At 44.7% G+C, this 23,105-nt stretch carries 18 protein-coding genes; 10 read left to right on the top strand and 8 right to left on the bottom strand.

Annotation, left to right across the window (positions count from 1 at the left end; all coding sequences use genetic code 11):
* The first annotated feature begins 27 nt into the window (after window positions 1-27).
* The 4 genes from CLV51_RS02875 to CLV51_RS02860 all read left to right on the top strand — a co-directional run bounded on the left by CLV51_RS02875 (window position 28) and on the right by CLV51_RS02860 (window position 3,432).
* Window positions 28-498: a Dps family protein gene (locus tag CLV51_RS02875; RefSeq protein WP_106526498.1), complete on the top strand. Its 471-nt coding sequence runs from the start codon at window positions 28-30 to the stop codon at window positions 496-498.
* Window positions 499-619: 121 nt separating this feature from the next.
* Window positions 620-1,369: an NYN domain-containing protein gene (locus CLV51_RS02870; protein WP_106526497.1), complete on the top strand. Its 750-nt coding sequence runs from the start codon at window positions 620-622 to the stop codon at window positions 1,367-1,369.
* A 3-nt stretch (window positions 1,370-1,372) separates the two neighbouring features.
* Window positions 1,373-1,912: an O-acetyl-ADP-ribose deacetylase gene (locus tag CLV51_RS02865; protein WP_106526496.1), complete on the top strand. Its 540-nt coding sequence runs from the start codon at window positions 1,373-1,375 to the stop codon at window positions 1,910-1,912.
* A gap of 134 nt (window positions 1,913-2,046) precedes the next feature.
* Entirely contained in the window at window positions 2,047-3,432 is a 1,386-nt protein-coding gene (locus CLV51_RS02860; RefSeq protein ID WP_106526495.1) for a TlpA family protein disulfide reductase, read from the top strand.
* Window positions 3,433-3,730: 298 nt separating this feature from the next.
* On the opposite strand, the gene CLV51_RS02855 is transcribed toward CLV51_RS02860, so the two are convergent.
* The 3 genes from CLV51_RS02855 to CLV51_RS02845 form a co-directional block, all read right to left on the bottom strand.
* Window positions 3,731-5,704, bottom strand: a complete 1,974-nt coding sequence (locus CLV51_RS02855) for an alpha-ketoacid dehydrogenase subunit alpha/beta (RefSeq protein WP_106526494.1) — start codon at window positions 5,702-5,704, stop codon at window positions 3,731-3,733.
* Window positions 5,705-5,739: 35 nt separating this feature from the next.
* Window positions 5,740-6,090: a phage holin family protein gene (locus CLV51_RS02850; RefSeq protein ID WP_106526493.1), complete on the bottom strand. Its 351-nt coding sequence runs from the start codon at window positions 6,088-6,090 to the stop codon at window positions 5,740-5,742.
* 135 nt (window positions 6,091-6,225) lie between these two features.
* Complete coding sequence (locus CLV51_RS02845; RefSeq protein WP_106526492.1) at window positions 6,226-7,158, bottom strand: hydroxypyruvate isomerase family protein; 933 nt, start codon at window positions 7,156-7,158, stop codon at window positions 6,226-6,228.
* Window positions 7,159-7,336: 178 nt separating this feature from the next.
* Between CLV51_RS02845 and CLV51_RS02840 the strand changes: the two genes are divergently transcribed.
* The 3 genes from CLV51_RS02840 (at window position 7,337) to CLV51_RS02830 (ending at window position 11,130) form a co-directional block, all read left to right on the top strand.
* A complete protein-coding gene (locus tag CLV51_RS02840; RefSeq protein WP_106526491.1) occupies window positions 7,337-8,302 on the top strand; it encodes a formylglycine-generating enzyme family protein in 966 nt (321 codons plus the stop codon).
* A 39-nt stretch (window positions 8,303-8,341) separates the two neighbouring features.
* A complete protein-coding gene (locus tag CLV51_RS02835) occupies window positions 8,342-9,676 on the top strand; it encodes a Gfo/Idh/MocA family protein (protein WP_106526490.1) in 1,335 nt (444 codons plus the stop codon).
* 152 nt (window positions 9,677-9,828) lie between these two features.
* On the top strand, window positions 9,829-11,130 hold the full coding sequence (locus tag CLV51_RS02830; protein ID WP_106526489.1) for a D-alanyl-D-alanine carboxypeptidase: 1,302 nt from the start codon (window positions 9,829-9,831) through the stop codon (window positions 11,128-11,130).
* Here the strand turns inward: CLV51_RS02830 and CLV51_RS02825 are convergent, their stop codons facing one another.
* Both CLV51_RS02825 and CLV51_RS02820 read right to left on the bottom strand, forming a co-directional pair.
* Complete coding sequence (locus CLV51_RS02825; RefSeq protein WP_106526488.1) at window positions 11,131-11,781, bottom strand: hypothetical protein; 651 nt, start codon at window positions 11,779-11,781, stop codon at window positions 11,131-11,133.
* Window positions 11,782-11,889: 108 nt separating this feature from the next.
* Window positions 11,890-12,183, bottom strand: coding sequence for a hypothetical protein (locus tag CLV51_RS02820; RefSeq protein ID WP_106526487.1), 294 nt, complete (start codon window positions 12,181-12,183; stop codon window positions 11,890-11,892).
* Window positions 12,184-12,390: 207 nt separating this feature from the next.
* Between CLV51_RS02820 and CLV51_RS02815 the strand changes: the two genes are divergently transcribed.
* Window positions 12,391-15,447 carry a SusC/RagA family TonB-linked outer membrane protein gene (locus CLV51_RS02815; protein ID WP_106526486.1) on the top strand — a complete coding sequence of 1,019 codons (3,057 nt, stop codon included), beginning with the start codon at window positions 12,391-12,393 and terminating at the stop codon, window positions 15,445-15,447.
* Between the two features lie 10 nt (window positions 15,448-15,457).
* Window positions 15,458-17,212, top strand: a complete 1,755-nt coding sequence (locus tag CLV51_RS02810; protein WP_106526485.1) for a RagB/SusD family nutrient uptake outer membrane protein — start codon at window positions 15,458-15,460, stop codon at window positions 17,210-17,212.
* 86 nt (window positions 17,213-17,298) lie between these two features.
* Here CLV51_RS02810 and CLV51_RS02805 read toward each other — a convergent pair whose 3' ends face one another.
* The 3 genes from CLV51_RS02805 to CLV51_RS02795 all read right to left on the bottom strand — a co-directional run bounded on the left by CLV51_RS02805 (window position 17,299) and on the right by CLV51_RS02795 (window position 21,408).
* On the bottom strand, window positions 17,299-18,753 hold the full coding sequence (locus CLV51_RS02805) for a Gfo/Idh/MocA family protein (protein WP_106526484.1): 1,455 nt from the start codon (window positions 18,751-18,753) through the stop codon (window positions 17,299-17,301).
* A gap of 116 nt (window positions 18,754-18,869) precedes the next feature.
* On the bottom strand, window positions 18,870-19,565 hold the full coding sequence (locus CLV51_RS02800) for a gluconate 2-dehydrogenase subunit 3 family protein (protein ID WP_106526483.1): 696 nt from the start codon (window positions 19,563-19,565) through the stop codon (window positions 18,870-18,872).
* Between the two features lie 103 nt (window positions 19,566-19,668).
* The gene (locus CLV51_RS02795; protein WP_106526482.1) at window positions 19,669-21,408 is read right to left on the bottom strand and encodes a GMC family oxidoreductase; all 1,740 of its coding nucleotides are present in this window, start codon (window positions 21,406-21,408) and stop codon (window positions 19,669-19,671) included.
* A gap of 82 nt (window positions 21,409-21,490) precedes the next feature.
* On the opposite strand from CLV51_RS02795, the gene CLV51_RS02790 reads away from it, so the two are divergent.
* The gene (locus CLV51_RS02790; RefSeq protein WP_106526481.1) at window positions 21,491-22,960 is read left to right on the top strand and encodes a gluconokinase; all 1,470 of its coding nucleotides are present in this window, start codon (window positions 21,491-21,493) and stop codon (window positions 22,958-22,960) included.
* Window positions 22,961-23,105: the final 145 nt, after the last annotated feature.

Below are 23,105 nucleotides of genomic sequence, written 5' to 3'. Positions count from 1 at the left end.
TTTATTAGAACCAAAAAATTCAATGATATGAAAATCGAAATTGGTGTTTCAGCAGAAAACACAAAACAAATAGCATTAGAATTGAATAAAGTATTGGCAGATGAGTTAGTGGTATATGCTAAAACACGTAATTCCCATTGGAATATTGAAGGAGCTAATTTCATGGAATTACATAAATTCTATGAAGGACAATATGAAGAGCTGGAAGAGTTCGGGGATGAGGTGGCAGAATACATCCGCTCCATTGGACACTACGCAGAAGGCCGCTATGCTGATGTGCTGAAGCTCACCCACCTGGTAGAGTCAGAATACAGCAACGATCAGAAAAAACAATTAAAGGAGCTGTTGGATGACCATGAAACCATCATCCGCAATCTCCGCAGGCTGATAGATGAATTTGATGAAAAATATAAAGATAAAGGCGCCGCAGATTTTGCTACACAATTGATGCAAAAACACCTGAAGCTGGCCTGGATGATCCGCTCCTATCTCAAATAAATCTGTTCAAAAAGATATTAAGCGTGTTAGTTGCAGCAAAAATGACTGTGACTAGCACGTTTTTAGTTTTCAGTAATTGGCTACATTTGTTTATGTCCCCTCATCCCAAAAAACAACTGCAATGGATAATACTACAAGTGACCTCCGGCTGGCTGTATTAATAGATGCCGATAACATTCCCTATCACAATATAAAAGGGATGTTGGAAGAAGTGGCAAAATACGGCAATCCTACTTTTAAAAGGATCTACGGCGATTGGACCAAACCTACAGTGGTAGGCTGGAAGGGCGTTCTGCTGGATTATGCCATTACACCCATTCAGCAATACAGTTATACCTCCGGTAAAAACGCTACTGACTCCGCCATGATCATTGATGCCATGGATATTTTATATACCGGTCGTGTAGACGGCTTTTGCCTGGTATCCAGCGACAGCGATTTCACCAGGTTAGCTACCCGCCTGCGTGAAGCGGGGATGCGCGTGTATGGGTTGGGAGAGCAAAAAACACCTAGCGCATTCAGAGCTGCCTGCGATAAATTCATCTACCTGGAAATATTACAGGTGAGAGAGAAGAAAACAGATACGGATAAACCGAGATCTACTAAAGAAAAACAAAAGAGTATCAGTAAGGCCGACAAGGAATTGGTAACGTTATTATCTACCAGCATCAATGATATTGCTGATGAAGATGGCTGGGCTTACCTGGGGGAATTAGGTAACCTGCTGCTGAAAAAACAACCAGACTTTGACTCCCGTAACTATGGCTTCAATAAGTTATTACTGCTCTTGAAAAGTTTCCCGAATTTTGAAATTGATATCAGGGAAAGCGGTAAGAAAACAGGTAAACTAGTGTACGTAAGAACTATATAACTGATGGCATATCGAAAGATTAAAATAATAAAAGGAGATATTACAAAGATGAATACGGACGCCATTGTAAATGCGGCCAATACATCTTTAATGGGCGGTGGTGGGGTGGATGGCGCTATTCACAGGGCCGGGGGACCAGCCATACTGGAAGACTGCAGGGCCATTGTAGCCCGGCAGGGAGGCTGCAAAACAGGAGAGGCAGTAATTACTACCGGAGGCCGCTTACCGGCCAGGTTTGTGATTCATACCGTTGGGCCGGTATGGAACGATGGTAACCATAACGAATCAACGTTGCTGGCCAATTGTTATCGACATTCGCTGGAACTTGCCAGCCGTCATCATCTTAAATCTGTGGCATTCCCAAATATCAGCACAGGGATCTATCATTTCCCTAAAGACCTGGCCGCCAACATTGCCATGGACACCATTGTAAAATACCTGGAACAGAACAATGCTATAGAAGAAGTGGTATTGGTATGTTTTGATGAAGAAAATCTGCGCTTTACCGAGCAATACTACAACCAGTATATACGCCCCGAATAATAGTTTAGTAACGGTTTTTCACCGTTAAACATAATGTAGAAATCATTTCTAACAGGCTTTTCTATATTTGAAATAACAACGATCAAAACCAAACCAACCAAACCAAATCACAACCACCATTAAAAAAAACAAAAATGAACTTACACCGTCTGTTGCCGGTAGTAGCCTCTATGGCTCTTACCAGCGCCCATGCTGTTGCAGGTCCAGCACCAGCACCATCTCTTTCTATCATTCAGGGGAAAGTTTCCGATGAAAAGGTCGGGAAAATCACCCTTTATGCCGTAGTAGAAGGCAGGAAAGAAGAAGTAGCCAACACTTTAGTAGATCAGCAGCATGCATTTGCTTTTGCCATGCCAGCTCCCCAAGAAGGGTTTTATTATTTGTCTGCCACCGGCAAAAGGGGCCATGACACGCGGGTATATGTGAAACCGGGAGATCAGTTGCAGATAACGCTTAATGATTACGGTTACACACTGCAGGCCGGGTCTGCCGAAAACAAAGCATTGCAGAAATGGGATGAACAGCTCAATGTAATCATGAAACCTGCTGTCACCATCGATTCTACCACTTACCTTTCCTACTTTCCCAAACTGGAGGCGTTTGTACCTAAAGTAGCGGGTTTGAAAACTGTGGTGAATACTCCCAACAAAAAGTTTAATGATCTGCTGAAATACATGATGGATATAGATGTAGAGCATGCCGCTATGTTATTTCTACTCACGCCGCGCACGGCACATCCGGATCATAGCCAGTATCCTGCTTTTTACAAACAGATCATCCAAAGTAAAAAATATTGCGATGCAAGGTTGTTGCAGGACGGCGATGGTGCGGCAGTCATCAGGCTTTATTCCACGTTCAATATGATTTTGGACACGGATAAAGAAAGACCCAAAAACACAGAGCGGTTGAGTAAAGAAGCAGCCCTGTTTTGTAATGATTCTATCAAAGCGGTAGCTATTACTGAGTCGCTGGGTAATTATAAAACATTTGATGCATTGACGGAAGCTTTTGAGCCGGTAAAACAATACCTGGTAACAGATGTACAGAAACAACGTTACCTCGCCTACGAAAAAACAGTACGTAAATTTGCAGCAGGAGAAGCAGCCATGAATTTCTCTGGTGAAGACCTGACAGGGAAAAAGATATCACTGAGTGATCTGAAGGGAAAAGTGGTGGTAGTAGATGTTTGGGCTACCTGGTGTGGTCCCTGCAAAGCAGAACTGCCTTATCTCAGTAAACTGGAAGAAGAAATGGAGGGAAAGAATGTAACTTTCCTGGGCTGTTCTGTAGATGAAGCAAAGGACAAAGAAAAGTGGATGGATTTTGTGAAAAAACAAGAGATGAAGGGAACGCAAATTTTTATGAGCGGCTGGAGTGATATCACCAAATTTTATGATATTAATGGGATTCCCCGTTTCATGGTATTTGATCAGAAGGGAAATATTGTGAATATTGATGCTCCCCGCCCGTCAACACCGGAATTGAAAGCGCTGATAGAAAAGCTGCTTGCTAAGGGGTAAAATAATAGGACATAAAACATAAAAGAGAAGGCTTCCCATTGGGAAGCCTTCTCTTTTATAATGCGATGTAAAAAAGCGTTATGATTAAGCTTTTGCGTATTTAAACCAAGCATATACAAACATAGCCGCAAAAACTATAACGGCTAAATAAGCCCCAACATGACCAATGCTATCGCCAACTTTGTAAAAGTTAGTGGTCTGTACTACTGTTAAAAGATGCATCAACATAGTATAATGATTTATTTATTTCTGAGTGCAAATTAAAACTTTCGGGGCATATTCCCAATGATAGAGTAGGTTACCATGCTATTAATTGTTGGATACACTTGTCCAGCCTTGATTTGGCGAGGAAATTTTTTTCCAGGGCCCCTGCAAAAGGAACCGGCGTATCCAGGCTGGCGCAACGGGTAACTGGTGCATCCAGCAAGTGAAAGCAGTGTTCCGCAATCCATGCGCTGATTTCTGCACCAAATCCGCCGGTGAGGGTATCTTCATGCAGGACAAGCACTTTGCCGGTGGCGGCAACTATATCCCGAATGGCCGTATAATCCAGTGGCAGCAAGGTGCGAAGATCCAGGATGCCAATAGATAATGCCGGGTGTTGTGTTGCATATTCCAGCGCCCAGTGTACACCACTGCCATAGGTGATGATACTCACATCGTCTCCCGGCTGTACCAGGCGGGCTTTCCCGATCTCAATGGTATAATATTCCTCCGGCACGGGGCCACTAATACTGCGATAGAGTGCTTTGTGCTCAAAATACATCACAGGGTTAGGATCCGCAATGGCGGCGGTAAGGAGGCCCTTGGCGTCTTCCGGCGTAGCGGGATATACCACTTTTAAGCCGGGGATGTGGGTAAACCAGGCCTCATTGCTTTGCGAGTGGAATGGTCCTGCGCCAACGCCGCCACCAGCTGGCATACGTATTACCACATCTGCGGGCTGTCCCCAGCGATAGTGTATTTTGGCCAGGTTGTTAACAATCTGGTTGAAGCCACAGGTTACAAAATCAGCAAACTGCATTTCCACCATGCTCTTGAAGCCGGCTATGGATAAGCCCAGCGCAGCACCAACGATGGCACTTTCGCAGAGAGGCGTGTTGCGTACCCGTTCCCGTCCGAATAGTTCCACAAAACCTTCTGTGATCTTGAAAGCCCCGCCATATTCAGCAATATCCTGCCCCATGAGAATAAGTTCAGGATGTTGTTCCATGGCTTGTTTGAGGCCTTCAGAAAGGGCGTTGATAAAACGTTTCTCTGTTTTGGGTCCTGAAGCCGCCACCGTGGCGGGTGCAGGGGCATATAGGTCGTTTATTTCTATGTGGGTATCTACCGTAATGGGTGTATCTACCAAACCTTTGGCCACATCTGCTTCTATACTATGTTTCAGTTCTTCCCGGATGGTTTTGATGTCATTTGCAGTGAGCAAATTATTTTCCAGCAGGAACGTTTCAAATTGTATGACGGGATCTTTTTTACCCCATTCTTCAAACAGCGCCGGTGGAACGTATTTAACCCCGCTGGCTTCTTCGTGGCCTCTCATACGAAAGGTCATGGCTTCTATCAATACCGGTTTTTGTTCCTGTATAGCGTAAGCTCTGGCGGTGCTGATGGTTTGATATACTTCGAGCAGGTTATTACCATCTATCTTAATTCCTTCCATGCCATAGCCAATAGCTTTATCTACCAGGCTGGCACAGTTATACTGCTCACTGACGGGTGTACTTAAACCATAGCCATTATTTTCTATCAGGAATATAACGGGCAAACCCCACACTGCGGCCACATTCAGGGCTTCGTGGAATTCTCCTTCGCTGGTGCCGCCTTCACCGGTAAAGGCCAGGGACACTTTATTTTCCTTTCTTAATTTATGTGCGAGAGCAATGCCATCAGCGATGGAGAGCTGCGGCCCAAGATGTGAAATCATCCCGCAGATGTGATGTGGCTGGCTGCCAAAGTGAAAGGATCGCTCCCGCCCTTTGCTGTAGCCGCTTTCGCTGCCTTGCCATTGGAGTAGTAATTTATCCAGGGGCATCTCCCGGGTAGTGAACACCCCCAGGTTACGATGCAGGGGCATTATCCATTCGTCTGTATCCAGCGCCAGTGTGGCGCCTACAGCAATTGCTTCCTGGCCTATGCCTGAAAACCATTTACTTATTTTACCCTGCCGCAATAAAAGCAGCATTTTTTCCTCTATGAGCCGTGGATAAACCAACGCGCGATAAAAAGACAGCAGTTGGGCATCACTCAGGTTAGAACGGTCAAAATACATTGTGTTGGCTTTTTAACTGGCTGTGAAGGTAGGGGCTAATCGTTGCTACCACCAGCAATACTGATCATGATACTATTGATGATGGTCATTACAATACTGAAGAGTAAAGCCCACCAGAAACCATCTACTTTAAAACCACTTACCAGCCTGGCTGCCAACAGGATGATCAATGCGTTAATAACAAATAGGAACAAACCAAGGGTAACAATGGTCACCGGAAAGGTGAGCAAAATAAGCAGCGGTTTTACCAGTGCATTTAATAAAGCCAGTACCAGCGCCAATATCAGCGCAGTCACAAAACTATCTACCTTCACGGCAGGCTTCAGTAAATATGCGGTTAACATAGCCGCCAATGCACTAACTAGTATACGGATCAGGAAACCCATGGATAATTGATTTACTAGTTAAGTTAAGGAAAAAAATTACGAATTACGAATTGTCAATTACGATTTTACGCAACGCGCTTCCGCTGCTATCTGTAATTGACAATTCGTAATTCGTAATTTTTTAAATAGCATCTACTACAGAAAACTATCTGCTTCTCTATAAGCCTTTATTAATGCGGCTTCACCTTCTTTTCCCTGACCAGTCATGCCATGCTCCATGCCCAATACACCTTTGTATCCTTTTTTATAGAGATGCTTAAAGATGTTTTTGTAGTTGACTTCTCCACTACCGGGTTCTTTGCGGCCAGGGTTATCACCTATCTGTACATACGCAATTTCTTCCCAGCACATATCAATAACAGGAATCAGGTTGCCTACATTACGTTGCATATGGTACATATCGTATAATATTTTGCAGGACGGGCTTTTTACCGCCTTGCATATTTCATAGGTCTGTTCTGCTGTGCGGAGGAATAGTTCAGGCGTATCGCTCAGTGGCTCCAGCACCATAATGAGGCCATGTGGTTCAAATATTTCAGCACCACTGCGCATGGCGTCTATTACATTGGCGGTTTGTATACCCATTGGCAAATTGCGGTCAAAGAAACCGGGAACAACTGTTGCCCATTTGGCGTTGCAGCGTTTGGCCACTTCTACACTCTCTTTACAGGTTTTGATGAAGGCATCTTTAAACTCCTGTTTGCCGGTGGTCAGGGATGTTTTCCAGTTGTTGCCGGTATCTACTACAAACACCCCCATTTGCATACCCAACTTATTCAGCAGGTTGCCTATTTTTTCCTGTTCTGCTGCGGGCCGTCCTAACATACCATTGTCTTCGATAGACCGGAAGCCCTGGTCATACATGTATTTTATCTGATCCAGGAAATCATCGCCCGCACTGTTTTTAAACGTACCATCGTGTGGGGCATAGTACATGTTAAACGGCTTATCTCCGGTGGCGGTAGTGCTGTTGGCTGTTGCTGCCTGTGCGCTGTTGGTAATGCCTCCCAGCGCAAGTGCAGAGATCCCGGCCAAAGTGCCGTTTTGCAGGAATTTTCTTCTTTCCATAACGTTAGAATTAAGTAATATAAATAACAGGAGGCTAAATTTAATCGGTTTTATAGGGAAATACTAGTAATGATAGAAAAATTTCAATTCATCAGCCATTTTTCGCATTCATAAAAAAATATTGCATTCCAGGTTTGTATTTTTTAAATTCACCCACTTATATTATCAATCACGTTAGATGACTAAACAGTATGTGACCTTATTGCTGAGCGGATTACTCAGCCAGGGTGTTGTTGCACAATCAACGCAGGCTTTCGGAGCCTACGACCAGAAGATCCCGGGAACAGATGTTAGCTTTAAAATGGTGCCTATTAAAGGTGGCAGCTTTATATTGGGAAGTCCGGAGAATGAAAAAGGAAGAAACAAAGACGAAGGACCTGCTAAAACCGTGCAGATAGCTGACTTCTGGATGGGAGCCACGGAAGTTACCTTTGATGAATATGATATTTATGCAGATGCGGAAAAGGACAAAACACCCGTACCTGATGGGATGACCCGCCCCAGTCCTCCTTATATTGATCTAACGTTGGGAATGGGCAAGGCCGGCGGATTTCCCGCCAATAGTATGAGCCAATACGGTGCATTGATGTACTGTAAATGGTTGTATGCCAAAACCGGTGTGTTTTACCGGTTACCTACTGCGGCAGAATGGGAATACGCCTGCAGGGCAGGATCAACCACGGCTTACCCGTTTGGTAACGATGCCGCTCAACTGAAAAATTACGCCTGGTATAAAGATAACAGTGAGCTGAAATACCATAAGGTAGGGCAACTGAAACCTAATGCATGGGGACTATACGATATGCTCGGTAATGTGGAAGAATGGACGATGGACCAATACGATGAAAACGGTGTGGCCAATGCGTCCGAAAAAGATCCGTGGACAGCGCCCACAGCTAAAACGCCCCGCGTGTTAAAAGGAGGAGATTACCAGGATGCAGCGCCACTACTGCGCAGTGCTGCCCGTCTGAAGTCAGATCCCATCTGGAATCGCCGCGATCCGCAGATCCCCAAAAGCTTTTGGTGGAACGCTGATGCGCCTTTTGTAGGTTTTAGAATAGTAAAACCTGCGAAACAGCCAACGCCGGAAGAAGCAGAAAAATTCTTTGAAGACATGATTACCAAATATAAAGGTGCACGCTAGATATCAACATCCTAAAATCTAAAAATTTTAATTCATTTTATGGACAACGAAAAGAAATTCCACGGTGAGAGCCGCCGCGACTTCGTAAAGCAAACATCATTGCTTGCTGGCGGACTCTTAGCAATGCCTATTTTATCCAAAGCAAATTTTTTCTCTGGATCTACAGATGTTATCAAAATTGCATTGATTGGCTGTGGCGGCCGCGGTACAGGTGCTGCCACGCAGGCACTCAGCACTAAAGAAAATGTGCAGCTCGTAGCTATGGCGGATGCATTCCCCGATAGGTTGAGCGATAGCTTTACTAATATTAAAGAAGCCCTGGGCGACAAAGCTAACCGGGTAAATGTTCCGGAGAGTAATAAATTCATCGGCTTCGATGCTTACAAACAAGCCATTGCACTGGCGGATGTTGTGATTCTTGCTACCCCTCCGGGTTTCAGACCGATTCATTTTGAAGAAGCTATCAGACAGGGTAAACATGTGTTTATGGAAAAACCTGTAGCCACTGATCCTGCCGGTATTAAAAAAGTGATGGAAGCAGCTGCAATAGCTAAAACCAAGAAACTGAACGTAGTAGTAGGTTTGCAACGTCGTTATCAGAACTCATATCGTGAGCTGTACAAACGCTTCCAGGATGGTATCATCGGTGATATGGTGTCTGCAAATGTTTGGTGGAACCAGGGTGCATTGTGGGTAAAACCACGCAAACCGGAATACTCTGAAATGGAGTATCAAATGCGTAACTGGTATTATTTCAACTGGCTGTGCGGTGATCATATCGTAGAACAACATATCCACAACATCGATGTAGGTAACTGGTATATGGGTGGCGAAACACCTGTAACAGCAAGTGGTATGGGCGGCCGTGCAGTGCGCACCGGCAAAGAATGTGGTGAAATATTTGACCACCATGCCGTAGAATACCGTTATGCTAATGGTGTGATAATGAACAGTCAGTGTCGTCACTGGAAAGATGTGCCCAGCAAAGTAGATGAAGAAATTATTGGAACAAAGGGACGCATTTTCTGTGATAGAGCACAAATTGTAAATCACAAAGGAAAGGTATTGTACCAGTATGATAAGAAAGGTGAAAACAATCCTTATCAGACAGAACACGATGAACTCTTTGCTGCTATTGCAAAAGGAGAATACAAATTTGCTGACGCTGAAAGAGGCGCGCAAACAACGCTCACCGCTATCATTGGTCGTTTGGCTACTTACTCCGGACAACTAATTGACTATAAGGTAGCCCTGAACTCCGGACTTGATATTCATCCTAAAACATATTCATTTGATGCTGCACCACCGGTAATGCCGGATGCATCAGGTAACTATGCTTATGCGAAACCAGGTGTTACCAAGTACTTCACCTGATAAGGTTGTCTGAACTGTGATTTTTATGATTAGTATGATGATCCTGATGAGCGAAGATTATAACAAAGATCTTCGCGAAAATCTTCACTCATCAGGATCATCATACTAATCATAAAAATCACAGTTCAGACTTTTTTTTCTACTTTTCCGGTATGAAGAAAAGTTTATTAACAGTTTTCTTTCTTTACACACTTCCTATGTTTATGCAGGCAGACGCTCAATCTGCCGCCATAAAAAAATGGGCAGATGCGGAATTGCTGCATCAGGCTCCCATGGAACAGGCACATGTAGGTATCTGTATTTATGAGCCAGCCAGCGGAAAGTACTGGTATCAGTACCAGGATGATAAATTTTTTACGCCAGCCTCCAATAATAAAATATTCGCATTGTATGCAGGTATGAAGCTGTTGGGAGATTCACTCCCCGGCGTTCGCTACTATGAAAATGATACTGCATTATTTGTGAAGGGCATGGGCGATCCATCTTTTCTGCATCCTGATTATACCTATCAGCCATTATTGCAATTGCTGCAGCAGACTTCAAAAAATATTTATTTAGTACCTGTTGTAAACAGCAACAAACGTTACGGTCCGGGCTGGGCCTGGGGCGATTATGCTGATGATTATCAGCCGGAATTGAATGAATGGCCGATGTACGGTAATGTAGCCAGAATATATCATCACAAGGATACCAGCACAATTGTACCAGATATTTATCACCTGAATGTTATATCCGATGATACGCTCAGCAGTGCTATAACGGACAGGGATGAACGAAATAATACCTTCTTCCTGAAGTATAATCCAAAGGATAAAGAGATCACTAAAGCAGAAGTTCCCTTTATTACCGGATCTGTACAGGATTTGCGGGAGCGGCTGGAAGATACTTTGCATAAACGTATAGGCTTTGCCGTTGCCCCTCCTACAGGCACCTATAAAGTATTGAATAGCATCCCTTCCGATTCATTGTTTACGGCTATGATGCAACGCAGCGACAATTTTTTTGCCGAGCAAACATTGATCATGAGCGCTGCCCGGTCATGGGATACTATCAGCAGCAAGCGTACCATTGATTACCTGCTGTCCAATGATTTGCAAAGTTTGCCTCATCCGCCGCAATGGGTAGATGGTTCAGGACTTTCCAGGTATAACCTGTTTACGCCGCGCGATTTTGTAACCGTGCTAACTTTACTTAAACAGCAATTTCCACAGGAGCGGTTATGGCATATTCTTGCAACAGGAGGAAGAGGAACTTTGCGGAATTACTATCAGCAACAGTTTGTACATGCTAAAACGGGCACACTAAATGGAGTAGTGGCACTGAGTGGTTATCTGGTTACAAAGAAAAATAAAATACTGGTATTCAGTGTATTGGTAAATAATCACCATGATACAGCTACCAGTGTGAGAAGGGCGGTAGAGCGGATGTTAACCATGATTTGGAAAGATTATTAATTATGGCTTGAGTATATAAGCCGTGATCGTTGTGGTATCCTGCAACTGATCTGCTTCTATTAAGCCAACACCTTTACCATAATAACTGGTGGAAATAGTACCCACCGAAACAGGGTTATTAAGCAGGAGGGCAAAGGCGTCCATTCTTACTGCAATCACCTGCGTATAGTCTTTCCCGTTAACTGTTTTCGTGATATCTTTTTGGGTGACAGTAAACTCCAGTATACCGGAAGAGGTAATGCCACCATTGGTAACGCTGATGGTGTCTGACCAGGTAGTACCGGCGGGGACATTATCTTTCAGATATGTTAATTGCAGATCATCAGCCCGGTATCCCTGAAAAGTAAGGATACTGGCTACCTGTGTGTAGATACCATCTTTGCAGTTGGAGCAGGTAAACACACTATCGTTTGTCACTTTTTTATACACATTGCCATTGATAGTGGTATCGCCCGAAACGGTGAGGGTATATTTCACCGTATCTTTTGAACGGTTTACATTCATGTAGGAGAAAGATGACCCTGTAGTATATGGGGCATAATCGCAGGTACTAACCGGCGGCGTATCACCAGCTCTGCTCATTTCCTTACTGCAGGAAAACAGCAGTGCGCTGACTGTCAGGATGGCTAAGAGAGCGTGGAGTTGTTTCATAAAATATATGGTATGTATTCTCTATAACGTTAATTAGTATGAATTTATGCAAAAAAGGCCATTAACAATTATGCTAATGGCCTTTTAATGTAAATAGTGTTTATCAATTTATTGCGTAATACGTATCCTGAAACTTCCGCTTACAGGAACCACTGTAGTGGTAGAGTCCAGTGTAGCCTGGCCGGTAAAGGTGCCAGCCAGGTATTGTCCCAGGTTACCTGTTTCTGTAATGGTATAGGAAACCTGCCGGGAATGGTAATAGGTAGCAGCACCGGTGTAAATGTTTAACGAGCGCGACACAAATGTTCCTTTGGCAATGGTATCTAATTGTATTTGGGTGGAATAGTAAGGATTTGATTTAGATGATCCGTTAATAAAATAGGAGTATTGGTATTTATTCATAGTGATGGAATCTGCATAAAAAATTTAAACTATTCTTTTTTCTCATGGGATTATTGAAAACAATTGTCCTAACTACACTTATTTTTAGAAAATAATTAATTATTTTCTGGATACCTTACAGAGACATGATTACCCGTTTCAGCGATATGAAAAACTAGTTAACAGACAAATTCCATCACCCAAAATCTTAAAGCATGAATCCACGTTATGCAAAGGCTATGCATATTGCTATGCCTGTTTGCAACCAGCACAGATGCCATCAGTGCGCGCGCGCCATTACCCAGCGCATGGCAGCAAGGCAACCTCACCGTTAAGGGAAAAGTTAAAGACATTAATGGTAATCCGTTACCGGGAGTTACGGTATTGGTGAAAGGCACTAAAAAAGGTGCTACCTCCGATGAAAAAGGCAACTATGTACTGAACGATGTAAACAAGGATGCGATAATCGTATTCCAATACATCGGCTTTGATGCCCAGGAAATAAAGCTGGATGGTCGGTCCGGCGTTAATGTGGTATTAAAGGAAAACCAGAAAACACTGGATGAATATGTAGTAGTAGGTTATGGTACACAAAAGAAAGTAACTAAAACCGGCGCCGTATCATCTGTAAAAGGTGCCGAATTACAGCAGTCACCCAACGTAAACGTTTCTAACTCGTTGGTGGGCCGTATTCCGGGTATCATTGCCGTGAACAACAGTGGCGAACCAGGTACCGATGGTTCCAGGATCTATATCCGGGGTCGTAGCACACTGGGCAATAGTAATCCACTGGTGGTTATAGATGGTTTTCCCCGCGATGGTTTTGAACGCATGAACCCCAATGATATCGAGAGCGTGTCTATTCTGAAAGATGCCGCTGCGGCCATTTACGGTTCACGTGCAGCCAATGGCGTTATTCTCGTTACGACCAAGCGGGGTAAAGGCGGCAAGCCAACATTGAGTTATGGCTTTAACCAATCTTTTGTAACGCCTACACGACTGCCTAAAATGGCCGATGCACCTACGTACGCTAAAGTTGTGAATGAAATTTTGCAGTATGGTGGCGATGTACCCCGTTATACAGATGACCAGATCAAAAAATTTGGTGATGGTTCTGATCCATGGCTCTATCCCAATACCAACTGGTATGATGCTACGATCAAGAAAATCTCTTTGCAAAACAGGCATGACCTGTCGCTGAGCGGCGGTACTGAAAAGATGTCTTATTATGTTTCCATGGGAACACTTTTCCAGGATGGTATTTATAAGAACAGTGCTACCAATTACAAACAGCAGAACGTGAGAGCCAACCTGGATGCTGCCGTGAGCGACAACATCCACTTGCGCTTTGACCTGGCAGGACGCCTGGAAAACAGAAGTTATCCACCGCGCAGTGCCGGTTCTATCTTCAGATCGCTGATGCGTGGCCGTCCTACTGAAAATGCTATCTGGCCCAATGGCATGCCTGGTCCGGATATTGAATATGGTGATAACCCGGTTGTAACAGGAACTAACGCCATCGGGTACACGAACAATAAAAACTATATCATCAACAGCACGTTTGCTGCAGTGATAAACATACCATGGGTTCAAGGGTTGTTTGTTGACGGTAGTTTTGCATACGATCAGAATTTTGAGTTTGATAAATCATTTATAAAACCATGGACTTTATACACATTATCGGATGTAAATGATCCTACCCATAAGCTGAACGCGGCCTCCAGAGGCGTAAGCGCACCCCAGCTGAATGAAGCGTATAATTCTGCCCGGCAGTCCACGGTTAACTTCAAACTAAACTATATCCGTTCTTTTGGTAAGCATAACCTCAGTACTTTCATTGCATTTGAGCAGGCAACAATAAAAGGGGATAACCTTGCTGCTAATCGTAAATATTTTATCAGCGATAAACTGGATCAGCTGTTTGCCGGTGGGGATAAAGAAAAAGATAACACCGGCTCTGGTTTTGAATATGCCCGCCGTAACTACTTCGGTCGTATTTCCTATAACTTTAAGGAAACCTACCTGTTCGATTTCAATGCCAGGTATGATGGTACGCAGAATTTCCCCAGCAATCGCCGCTTTGGTTTGTTCCCGGGCGTTTCTGCCGGATGGGTATTATCAAACGAAGGCTTCTGGAAGAAAAATATCCGCTTACTGGATTACCTGAAGGTTCGTGCTTCCTGGGGACAGATGGGCAACGACCAGATTGCTCCTTTCCAATACCTGAGCACTTACGGCTTTAGCAATGGTGGCGTGATGTTCGGTGGAGATCTCAATAAAGGTATTTATCAGCTGCGCTCTCCTAATGAGTTAATCACATGGGAAGTCGCTAATAACTATGATGTAGGAATAGAAGCAAAGATCCTGGGCGACAAACTGGCTTTTGAAGGAGATTACTTCCTTACCCGCCGCTCCAATATCCTTGTAAGCCGCAGCCTGTCAATGCCGGCATATACCGGGATGACACTGCCGCAGGAGAATATTGGAAGAATAGAAAACAAAGGTTTTGAAATGGTACTGAGCCATAAAAATGATATCAGAAAATTCCACTACGAAGTAATTGGTACCCTCACCCATGCGAAGAACAGAATTCTTTTCTGGGATGAAACACCCGGTGTGCCTTCCTGGCAGCAGTCTACAGGAAAACAGATAGATGCACCATTGTATTACCAGGCAATAGGGATCTACAAAAATGCAGACGAGGTAGCGAAATCAGCACATATGGATGGCGCAAGGGCAGGAGATGTAATTTTTGCAGATGTTAACGGTGATGGAAAGATCGATGATAAAGATCGTGTTCGCATGGACCGTACAGAAAACCCTACGTGGATATTTGGTTTAACCCTGACTGCCAAATTCAGAAATTTCGACTTTACTATGTTATGGCAGGGCGCTACAGGTGCCAGTCAATACCTGCAAACAGAATCAGGATTGATAGGCAACTTCCCGGAGGCTTATGTGAAAGATCGGTGGACAGTAGACAATCCCAATGCTTCCTGGCCAAGAGCGTATGACCGTGGCCGTGAGTACTGGGTGAACCAGGCAAACACTTTCTGGTTCTGGAATACCAACTATGTAAGGTTAAAAACACTGGATCTGGGCTATAATGTTCCTGCAGTATTGTGCAAAAGAATTGGATTACAGAATCTTCGTGTATACGTGAGTGGCCAGAACCTGCTCACTATCGACAGAGTGAAAATCTTTGATCCGGAAGCGCCAAGCGGAAGCGGCCAGTTCTATCCGCAAACCAAGATTTACAATGTGGGATTAAATGTCACCTTTTAATTAACGAGCCATGAAAAAGATAACTATCATAAAATATTTAGCAGGAGCGATGATATGGTGTGCTGTAACAACAGCCTGCAATAAGGACTTCCTGGAGAAAAAGCCACTCACCGAATACCAGGAAGATGATGTTTGGAAAGATGTGGGTCTGGTACAGGCTTTTGTGAATGATCTGTATGTACAGATGCGACCCGGATTTAATGAAGTAATGCTGGCCTCTATGACAGATGAAAGCCGCTTCATTCATGATTACAGTACTTCTAAGGTAGTACAGGGCAATGTATCGCCGGACGATTTCGGCGCACTGGGCGATTTTAGCAGATGGGATGCGCACTATAAAGAAATCCGCAAATGTAACATGTTCCTTGAAAAAGTAAGTAAAGTACCATTTACAGATGAAGGCCAACGTTCCCGCATGGTGGGAGAAGTTCATTTTATGCGCGCCTGGTATTACCAGATGCTCGTGAAATACTTTGGTGGCGTGCCTTTGATCACTAAAACATTTAATGTGAAAGGTGATGAACAGGAAATCCTGAGTATTAAAAGAGCCACTTTTGAAGCGTGTATTAATTTTATTGTAGCAGAATGTGACAGCGCTGCGGCAGCACTTCCAATAGCGTACGACGACGTTGCCAGCAAGGGAAGAGCTACCAAAGGCGCTGCACTGGCATTAAAATCAAGGATACTGTTATACGCAGCCAGTGATGTGTATAACCAGGGGGTATTAAGTCCTGTTATGGGCTACACTTCCGGTGATCAGAAGGCCCGGTTTGTGCTGGCACAAGCGGCCGCTAAAGCAGTGATGGATATGCCTGGAAGCACCTATGGCCTCTATCATCCAACAGATTCTGCTGCAGAAAACTATTCCCGCGTATTCCTGGATAAAGACAATTCCGAATTGATATTTGTAAAACAATACGATAAGGCATTGCTGGGTACTTCGCATGATTTGTACAATGGCCCTAATGGCTATCATAACTGGGGCGGTAATGTACCTATTGAAAACTTTGTATCCGGTTACCAGATGAAAGATGGTTCTGATTTTTCCTGGAGCAATCCGGCAGAAGCAAAAGCACCTTATGCGGGTCGTGACCCCCGCTTTTATGCTACTATTCTTTATGATGGTGCTAAATGGAAAAAAAGACCGGCAGATGGAGCAAAAATAGATTCTCTGGGTATTATACAAACCGGTAAATATGAAGCTGTTAATGGAAAGGATAGTGTATGGGGACTTGATACCCGCAACAGTGTTTTAGAAAACTGGAACGGTACTTTCTCTGGTTATTACCTACGTAAGTTCATGGATAAAAATCTGGATGCGCAATTTTTCCGTGGAGATCAGTCGTGGATATTTTTCCGCTATGCAGAGATTTTGCTGAATTATGCAGAAGCCAGTATCTGGGCAGGTGATGAAGCAGCCGGTATAAAGGAACTGAATAAAGTGCGTGTACGTGCTGGTATGCCTGCCACCAGCGCCAGTGGTGCTGCGTTGAAGGCGATATTAAAATATGAGAGACGTTATGAACTGGCATTTGAAGAACACCGCTTTTTTGATGCCCGCAGATGGAAAGATGCATTAACGGCTTTCAATGAAAGCGCGAAGGGTATTGAAATATTAGGTTCCCAGGTAGCCGGACATCCTTATATATACAGGGTGATCAACATCCAGGATCGTGCTTTCACAGAACGGAATTTCCTCTTACCAATTCCAATCAGTGAGATCAGGAAAAATGGAAACCTGGAGCAGCAGGTACCTTATAAATAGGAAATTGCGAATTACGAATTGCGAATTACGGACAACAGCGAATGATCTTCGCTGTTGTCCGTAATTCGCAATTCGTAATTCTTTCTTTATACGCCTAATGACCAGCCATCACGATAGGTTCGTTTCACAAACTGATTAGCAGCATCAAAATTGGTAATCTTCATATTGTTACCATCCCACAGCAGTTTGATATAACGTCCCGGGTAATTGTACGAATCAGGTTTATTCGCTTTCGGTGTACGGATATCAAAACTACGTATAGCGAGGTTGGCCATCAGGATGGTTTCCGTAAGCGGACCAGCAATATCAAAAGGAGAGCTCAGTGCTTTTGCTTTGCTGCTGCCGTAACCGGCAATAGCTGCATTTACCCACTGCACATAGTGGCCTTCCGGTACACGTGCAATAGTTTGTGGTACTTTGGCTTCATCGGTGCGGGAAACTGGTAACAGTTTTGGATACATACCATATGTACCACACATCATTTTACCTTTATCACCAATAAAGAGTGCGCCGTTGCCACCATCGCCCATTACTTCGTTAGGGCCCAGTTCTTCCGGACGTTCTGGCTGAATACCACCATCCATCCAATGTAGTGTAACTTCTTTCCCGTTTTTTCCAGGGAATTTCATGATTACATGCGAAGAAGGAGGACAACTTTCAGGGAAATAACCACGGGTAAATTCTCCTACATAAACACTACCTACGCTGCACTCAACAGAAGTAGGGTAGCCAAGTCCGAGTACACGGAAAGGTGGTTCAATAATATGACAACCCATATCACCGATAGCGCCGGTACCGTAATCCCACCAGCCGCGCCAGTTGAAAGGTACCAGGTTATCAACATAATCTTTTTTAGGAGCAGTGCCCAGCCAGAGATCCCAGTTGAGTTCTTTGGGAATGTCCTGTTTGGTAGTAGGCCATGGAACGCCCTGTGGCCATACGGGACGGTCTGTCCAGCAATAAACAGTATGTACATCTCCAACAAGTCCGGCGTTATACCATTCCATCAGCTGACGTACGCCATCGCCGGAAGAGCCCTGGTTTCCCATCTGGCTTACTATCTTGTGTTTGTTAGCGCCCTGCGTGAGCATACGCGCTTCGTAGATGTCGTGTGTTAAAGGTTTCTGTACATATACGTGCTTGTTCAGTTGCATTGCTCCCATTGCTGCTACAGCATGGGTGTGGTCTGGTGTAGACACGGAAACAGCATCAAAGTTTTTATGTTCCTTGTCGAACATCTCTCTGAAATCCGTATAGAATTTGGCTTTAGGAAATTTCTTAACGGCATCTGCTGCGCGGCGTGCATCAACATCACAGAGGAAATTGATATCAGCAGGGCCTTTTGCAAATTCAGAAATATCGCTGAAGCCTTTACCACCAACGCCGATACCTGCTACACGCAGGCGGTCGCTTGGTGCTACATAACCCCGGCCTAAAACATGACGTGGAACTATCATGAAACCGGCTGCTGCCAGTGCGCCGTTTCTAAGGAATGATCTGCGGGATACGTGGTCTCCCTCATTCTTTTTTTCTGGAACCATTGGTGTTAGTTTTCAAGATTTAAAGTATAAAATGAAAATTACGAATTACGAATTACAGATATCCGCGAAGATCATTCGCTGTTGTCCGTAATTCGCAATTCGTAATTCGTAATTTTTTAATCCCATGTCATAATCTTTCCTCTGTCTTCAATTTTAAGACAGGTGGCCAGTGTTTTTTCATCATAGGCATAGCCATATTGCTTCAATACATCGGCAGGTACACCATCCCACTCATTTGGTGTATTACCTTTGTAGTCCAGGTCTTTGATGCCTATTTTGCTCGTGAAAAATCCGGTGGCAGTAAGGTTGCGCATACGATTGAAAAAGGCAACGCCCTGGCTGTTTTGAGGAGCGGCTTTTTCAGGATAAGCAATGAGGTCTACCATTTCAATACGTTGCTGCTGGCTGCATTCAGCAAATGATTTATTGTAGCGTTTGGCGCATTGTAGATCCAGCCAGCGTAAGCCACCACGCATAGGTAGCTGGTGCTCTGGGATATCTTTTACAATAAACTCAATGAATTCAGGCACTTTTGCATCGGAAGCACTGCCGGAATGTTCATCTGCCGGAATGATAATATCAGCAAGGATGGTGATCGTTTTCATTTCTTCCGGTGAGAAGAATTTCTCCTCCAATAATGCCTTATCACGTTTCACTTCGTCGGGGGTACGACCATACCCTGGCGTGTTTCCGGCTACACCATCTTTTTTGTCGCCGGTAGCTTTTTTATCCTCACAACCGGTAGCAGCTAATATGGTGCTTACAGATAAAGTTCCCAGCGCAAGGGCTTTGAGGGATTCTCTTCTATCCATGATATTAAATTTGAATTACGAATTACGAATTGTGAATTACGGTTTATAGCAAAACATATCTGCCATAAGCCGTAATTCGCAATTCGTAATTCGTAATTGATTATCAAATATTCTGTTTTTTCAATTGATCAACGATGTATTCAGATGCCCGCATAGACAGCGCAAGAATAGTCCAGGTGGGGTTTTTATCCGCCTGCGATACAAATGCACCTCCATCTACCACGAAGAGGTTTTTCACTTCATGGGCCTGGTTGAATTTATTCAACACAGACGTCCTCGGATCATCCCCCATACGGGTAGTGCCTACTTCGTGAATGATACGGCCAGGATTTTCCAATCCGTATTTAGTATCTGCGCCGGGTTTGGTACCACTGGCAATACCGCCCATTTCATGGATGATCTGCTCAAATGTGTCCTGCATGTGTTTGGCCTGTTTGATTTCCTGATCGCTCCAGGTGTAGTGAAAGCGTAATACCGGAATACCAAATTTATCCACCACATTGGGGTCTATCTCACAGTAATTATCTTCCCGTGCAATACATTCGCCTCTTCCTGCAAACCCGATGTGGGCCCCATAAAAGCGACGGTAATCATCTTTCAGGGAAGCGCCGTAACCACCGGCAGCCTTAGGTTTGCCATCGCGACCGGGATATTTCCCGTTCATATGCTCCATTCCAAAGCCGTAACCATAGGAAGGCATATGCATGCCCCCACCAAACTCAATGTGATAGCCACGTGCAAAATCCAGTTTTTTATTATCTGCCCACCATGGCACATACATATGCATGCCGCCAACGCCATCTTCGTTATACCGTTTACGGTCCATCAGTTGTGGCATAAAGCCGCCCCTGGAGGCGCCGGTAGAATCATGCAAATATTTACCCACTACACCGCTGGAATTAGCAAGACCGTTGGGATGTTTGGCCGATTTTGAATTAAGGAGCAACCGTGCAGATTCGCAGGCACTGGCGGCTAATACCACTACTTTAGCATTTACAGCATATTCCTGCATATCTGCTTTATCCACATAAGCTACGCCCGTTGCTTTACCACTGCTGTCTGTAAGCACTTCGCGTACCATTGCGTTGGTGTAGAGATCAACATGACCACTTTTCATCGCAGGTTTTACCAATACGGAAGAAGCGGAAAAGTCGCCATACACCTTACAGCCGCGGTTACACTGACTGCAATAAAAGCAGGGGCTGCGGTCTTTATTTACAGAGCGGGTGAGAATAGACAAACGTGCCGGTATAACGGGAATGCCTAAACGATCGCCTGCTTTTTTCACCATTAGTTCATGGAGCCTGGGTTTTGGAGGAGGAAGAAAAAAACCATCCGGTTCATTGGGCAGGTTTTCTTTTGATCCGAATACACCAATCATCTTATCTACCCTGTCATAATAGGGGGCAACATCTTCATAGCTGAGTGGCCAGTCATCACCTAAGCCATCATAGCTTTTATGTTTAAAATCGCGTTGTCCGAAGCGTAGTGAAATACGGCCCCAGTGGTTAGTTCTGCCACCCAGCATGCGGGAGCGGAACCAGTCGAACTCTGTGCCGTCTTTTTTCGTGTATGGTTCACCGTTAATTTCCCATCCGCCGTAGGAGGCGTCGAAGTCGCCGAATGGACGGGTAGTGCTGGCGCCTCTTCTGGGCGATTCATAAGGCCATTTTAATTGAGTGGCCTGTTCCGGGTCTGCCGGATCATACTTCGGGCCCGCTTCCAGGAGCGCTACTTTCAGGCCGGCTTCTGACAGCATTTTGGCTGCCATGCCGCCACCGGCGCCGGAACCAACAATACAAACATCATAGACCTTAGCCTGTTTTTTAATTTCAAAAGCCATTTGCGTGGATATTTTAGACTTTATTGTAAGAACACCGGTTTTAAATCTATAAATTAAATGCGGAAAAAGGAAGGTTTTTTATATGAGTGATCGTACATCTTTTATGATTGGTGTGGATATTGGCACCAGCAGTGCTAAAACGATTGGGCTGGGCATGAATGGAGTAGTGCTTGCCAGCTTTCAGCAGGCATATCCTACACAATACCCGCAACCTGGTTATAGCGAACAGGACCAGGATGTTATCCTGGCAGCAGTAAAAGCAGGTATCCGGGCGGTGGTAGCAGAGGTGGGAACACCACCCATTGCTATTTCCTTTAGCAGTGCTATGCACAGCATCATGGCCATAGATGCAGCAGGAACTGCCATCACGCCACTTATCATCTGGGCGGATAACCGCAGCGAGTCCTGTGCACAGGCCCTGCGCGATACAGAGGAAGGCAAAACTATTTACCGGCAAACCGGTACACCCGTACATGCCATGTCGCCCTTGTGCAAGATCATATGGTTGCGGGAACAACAGCCGGAATTGTTTGCGCGCACTGCTATGTTTACCGGCATTAAAGCGTACATCTTTCACCATTTCTTCGGTCTTTATCTCACTGATCATTCCATTGCCTCGGCAACAGGATTGTTCGATATCCATACTTTGCAGTGGAATCCTGTGGCCATGACTGTTGCCGGCATTACGGCGGGACAGCTGCCGCAACCCGTTCCGGCAGATCATATTGTTACCGGCCTCAAACCGGCTATAGCAAAGGAATTAGGCATACCCGTCGCTACGCCTTTTGTAATGGGCGGTAGCGATGGTTGTTTGGCGCAACTAGGTAGCCAGGCGATGGATACCAGGCATGCTACACTTACCATTGGCACCAGCAGTGCCATGCGCATGGCGGGTTCGCAACCACTCACAGATGCCCGCAGCCGGCTCTTTACCTATCTGTTAACGGATGATGTGTATATCACTGGAGGCGCTTCCAATAACGGTGGCGTAGTATTACAATGGCTGGTGCGTGACTTCCTGCAGCAACCACTTACCGCACTCAATGATTTGGTAGCAGCGGCATTGGAGGTGGACCCGGGCAAACTTTTATGTTTGCCTTACCTGCTGGGGGAAAGGGCACCTATATGGAACAGCCATGCCAGCGCAGCTTTCATAGGTATTCAGGCACAACACACGCCTGCACATTTTACCAGGGCCGTGTTGGAAGGTATTTGTTATGCATTGTTAAGTATTAAAAAAGCACTGGAAGAAACAGCAGGGCCGGTGCGTAAAATATCGGTCAGTGGTGGCTTTACCAATGCGCCGGGCTGGATTCAGCTGTTGGCAGACGTTTTTGGCCAGCAGATGCACCTGCAACAGCAAAGCGATGCTTCTGCCCTTGGCGCCATTATCCTGGCCGTCAGTGCACTGGGAATGCCCGCTATCGATGCTTTGGAAAATACAGAAGGAGTTGTTTTTGAGCCGGATATGGCAAAATATGAGATATACCAGGAAAGATACCGGCGGTTTATATTATTATATGATAGGTTGTCTTTCCCAGGATTAGACTGATTATGCTGATTACCCTGATTTTATTTTTTGATTTTAAAAAGATGAGCGAAGATTAAAGCGATATTCCCGCTTCGATCTTCGCTCATCTTTTTAAATCTTTCAAAATCAAAATAAAATCAGGGTAATCAGCATAATCAGTCTAATC

The sequence above is a fragment of the Chitinophaga niastensis genome (genome assembly GCF_003014755.1).
In the GTDB taxonomy this organism is placed as follows: Bacteria; Bacteroidota; Bacteroidia; order Chitinophagales; family Chitinophagaceae; genus Chitinophaga; species Chitinophaga niastensis.
This window is presented reverse-complemented; position numbering and strand designations above follow the sequence as displayed.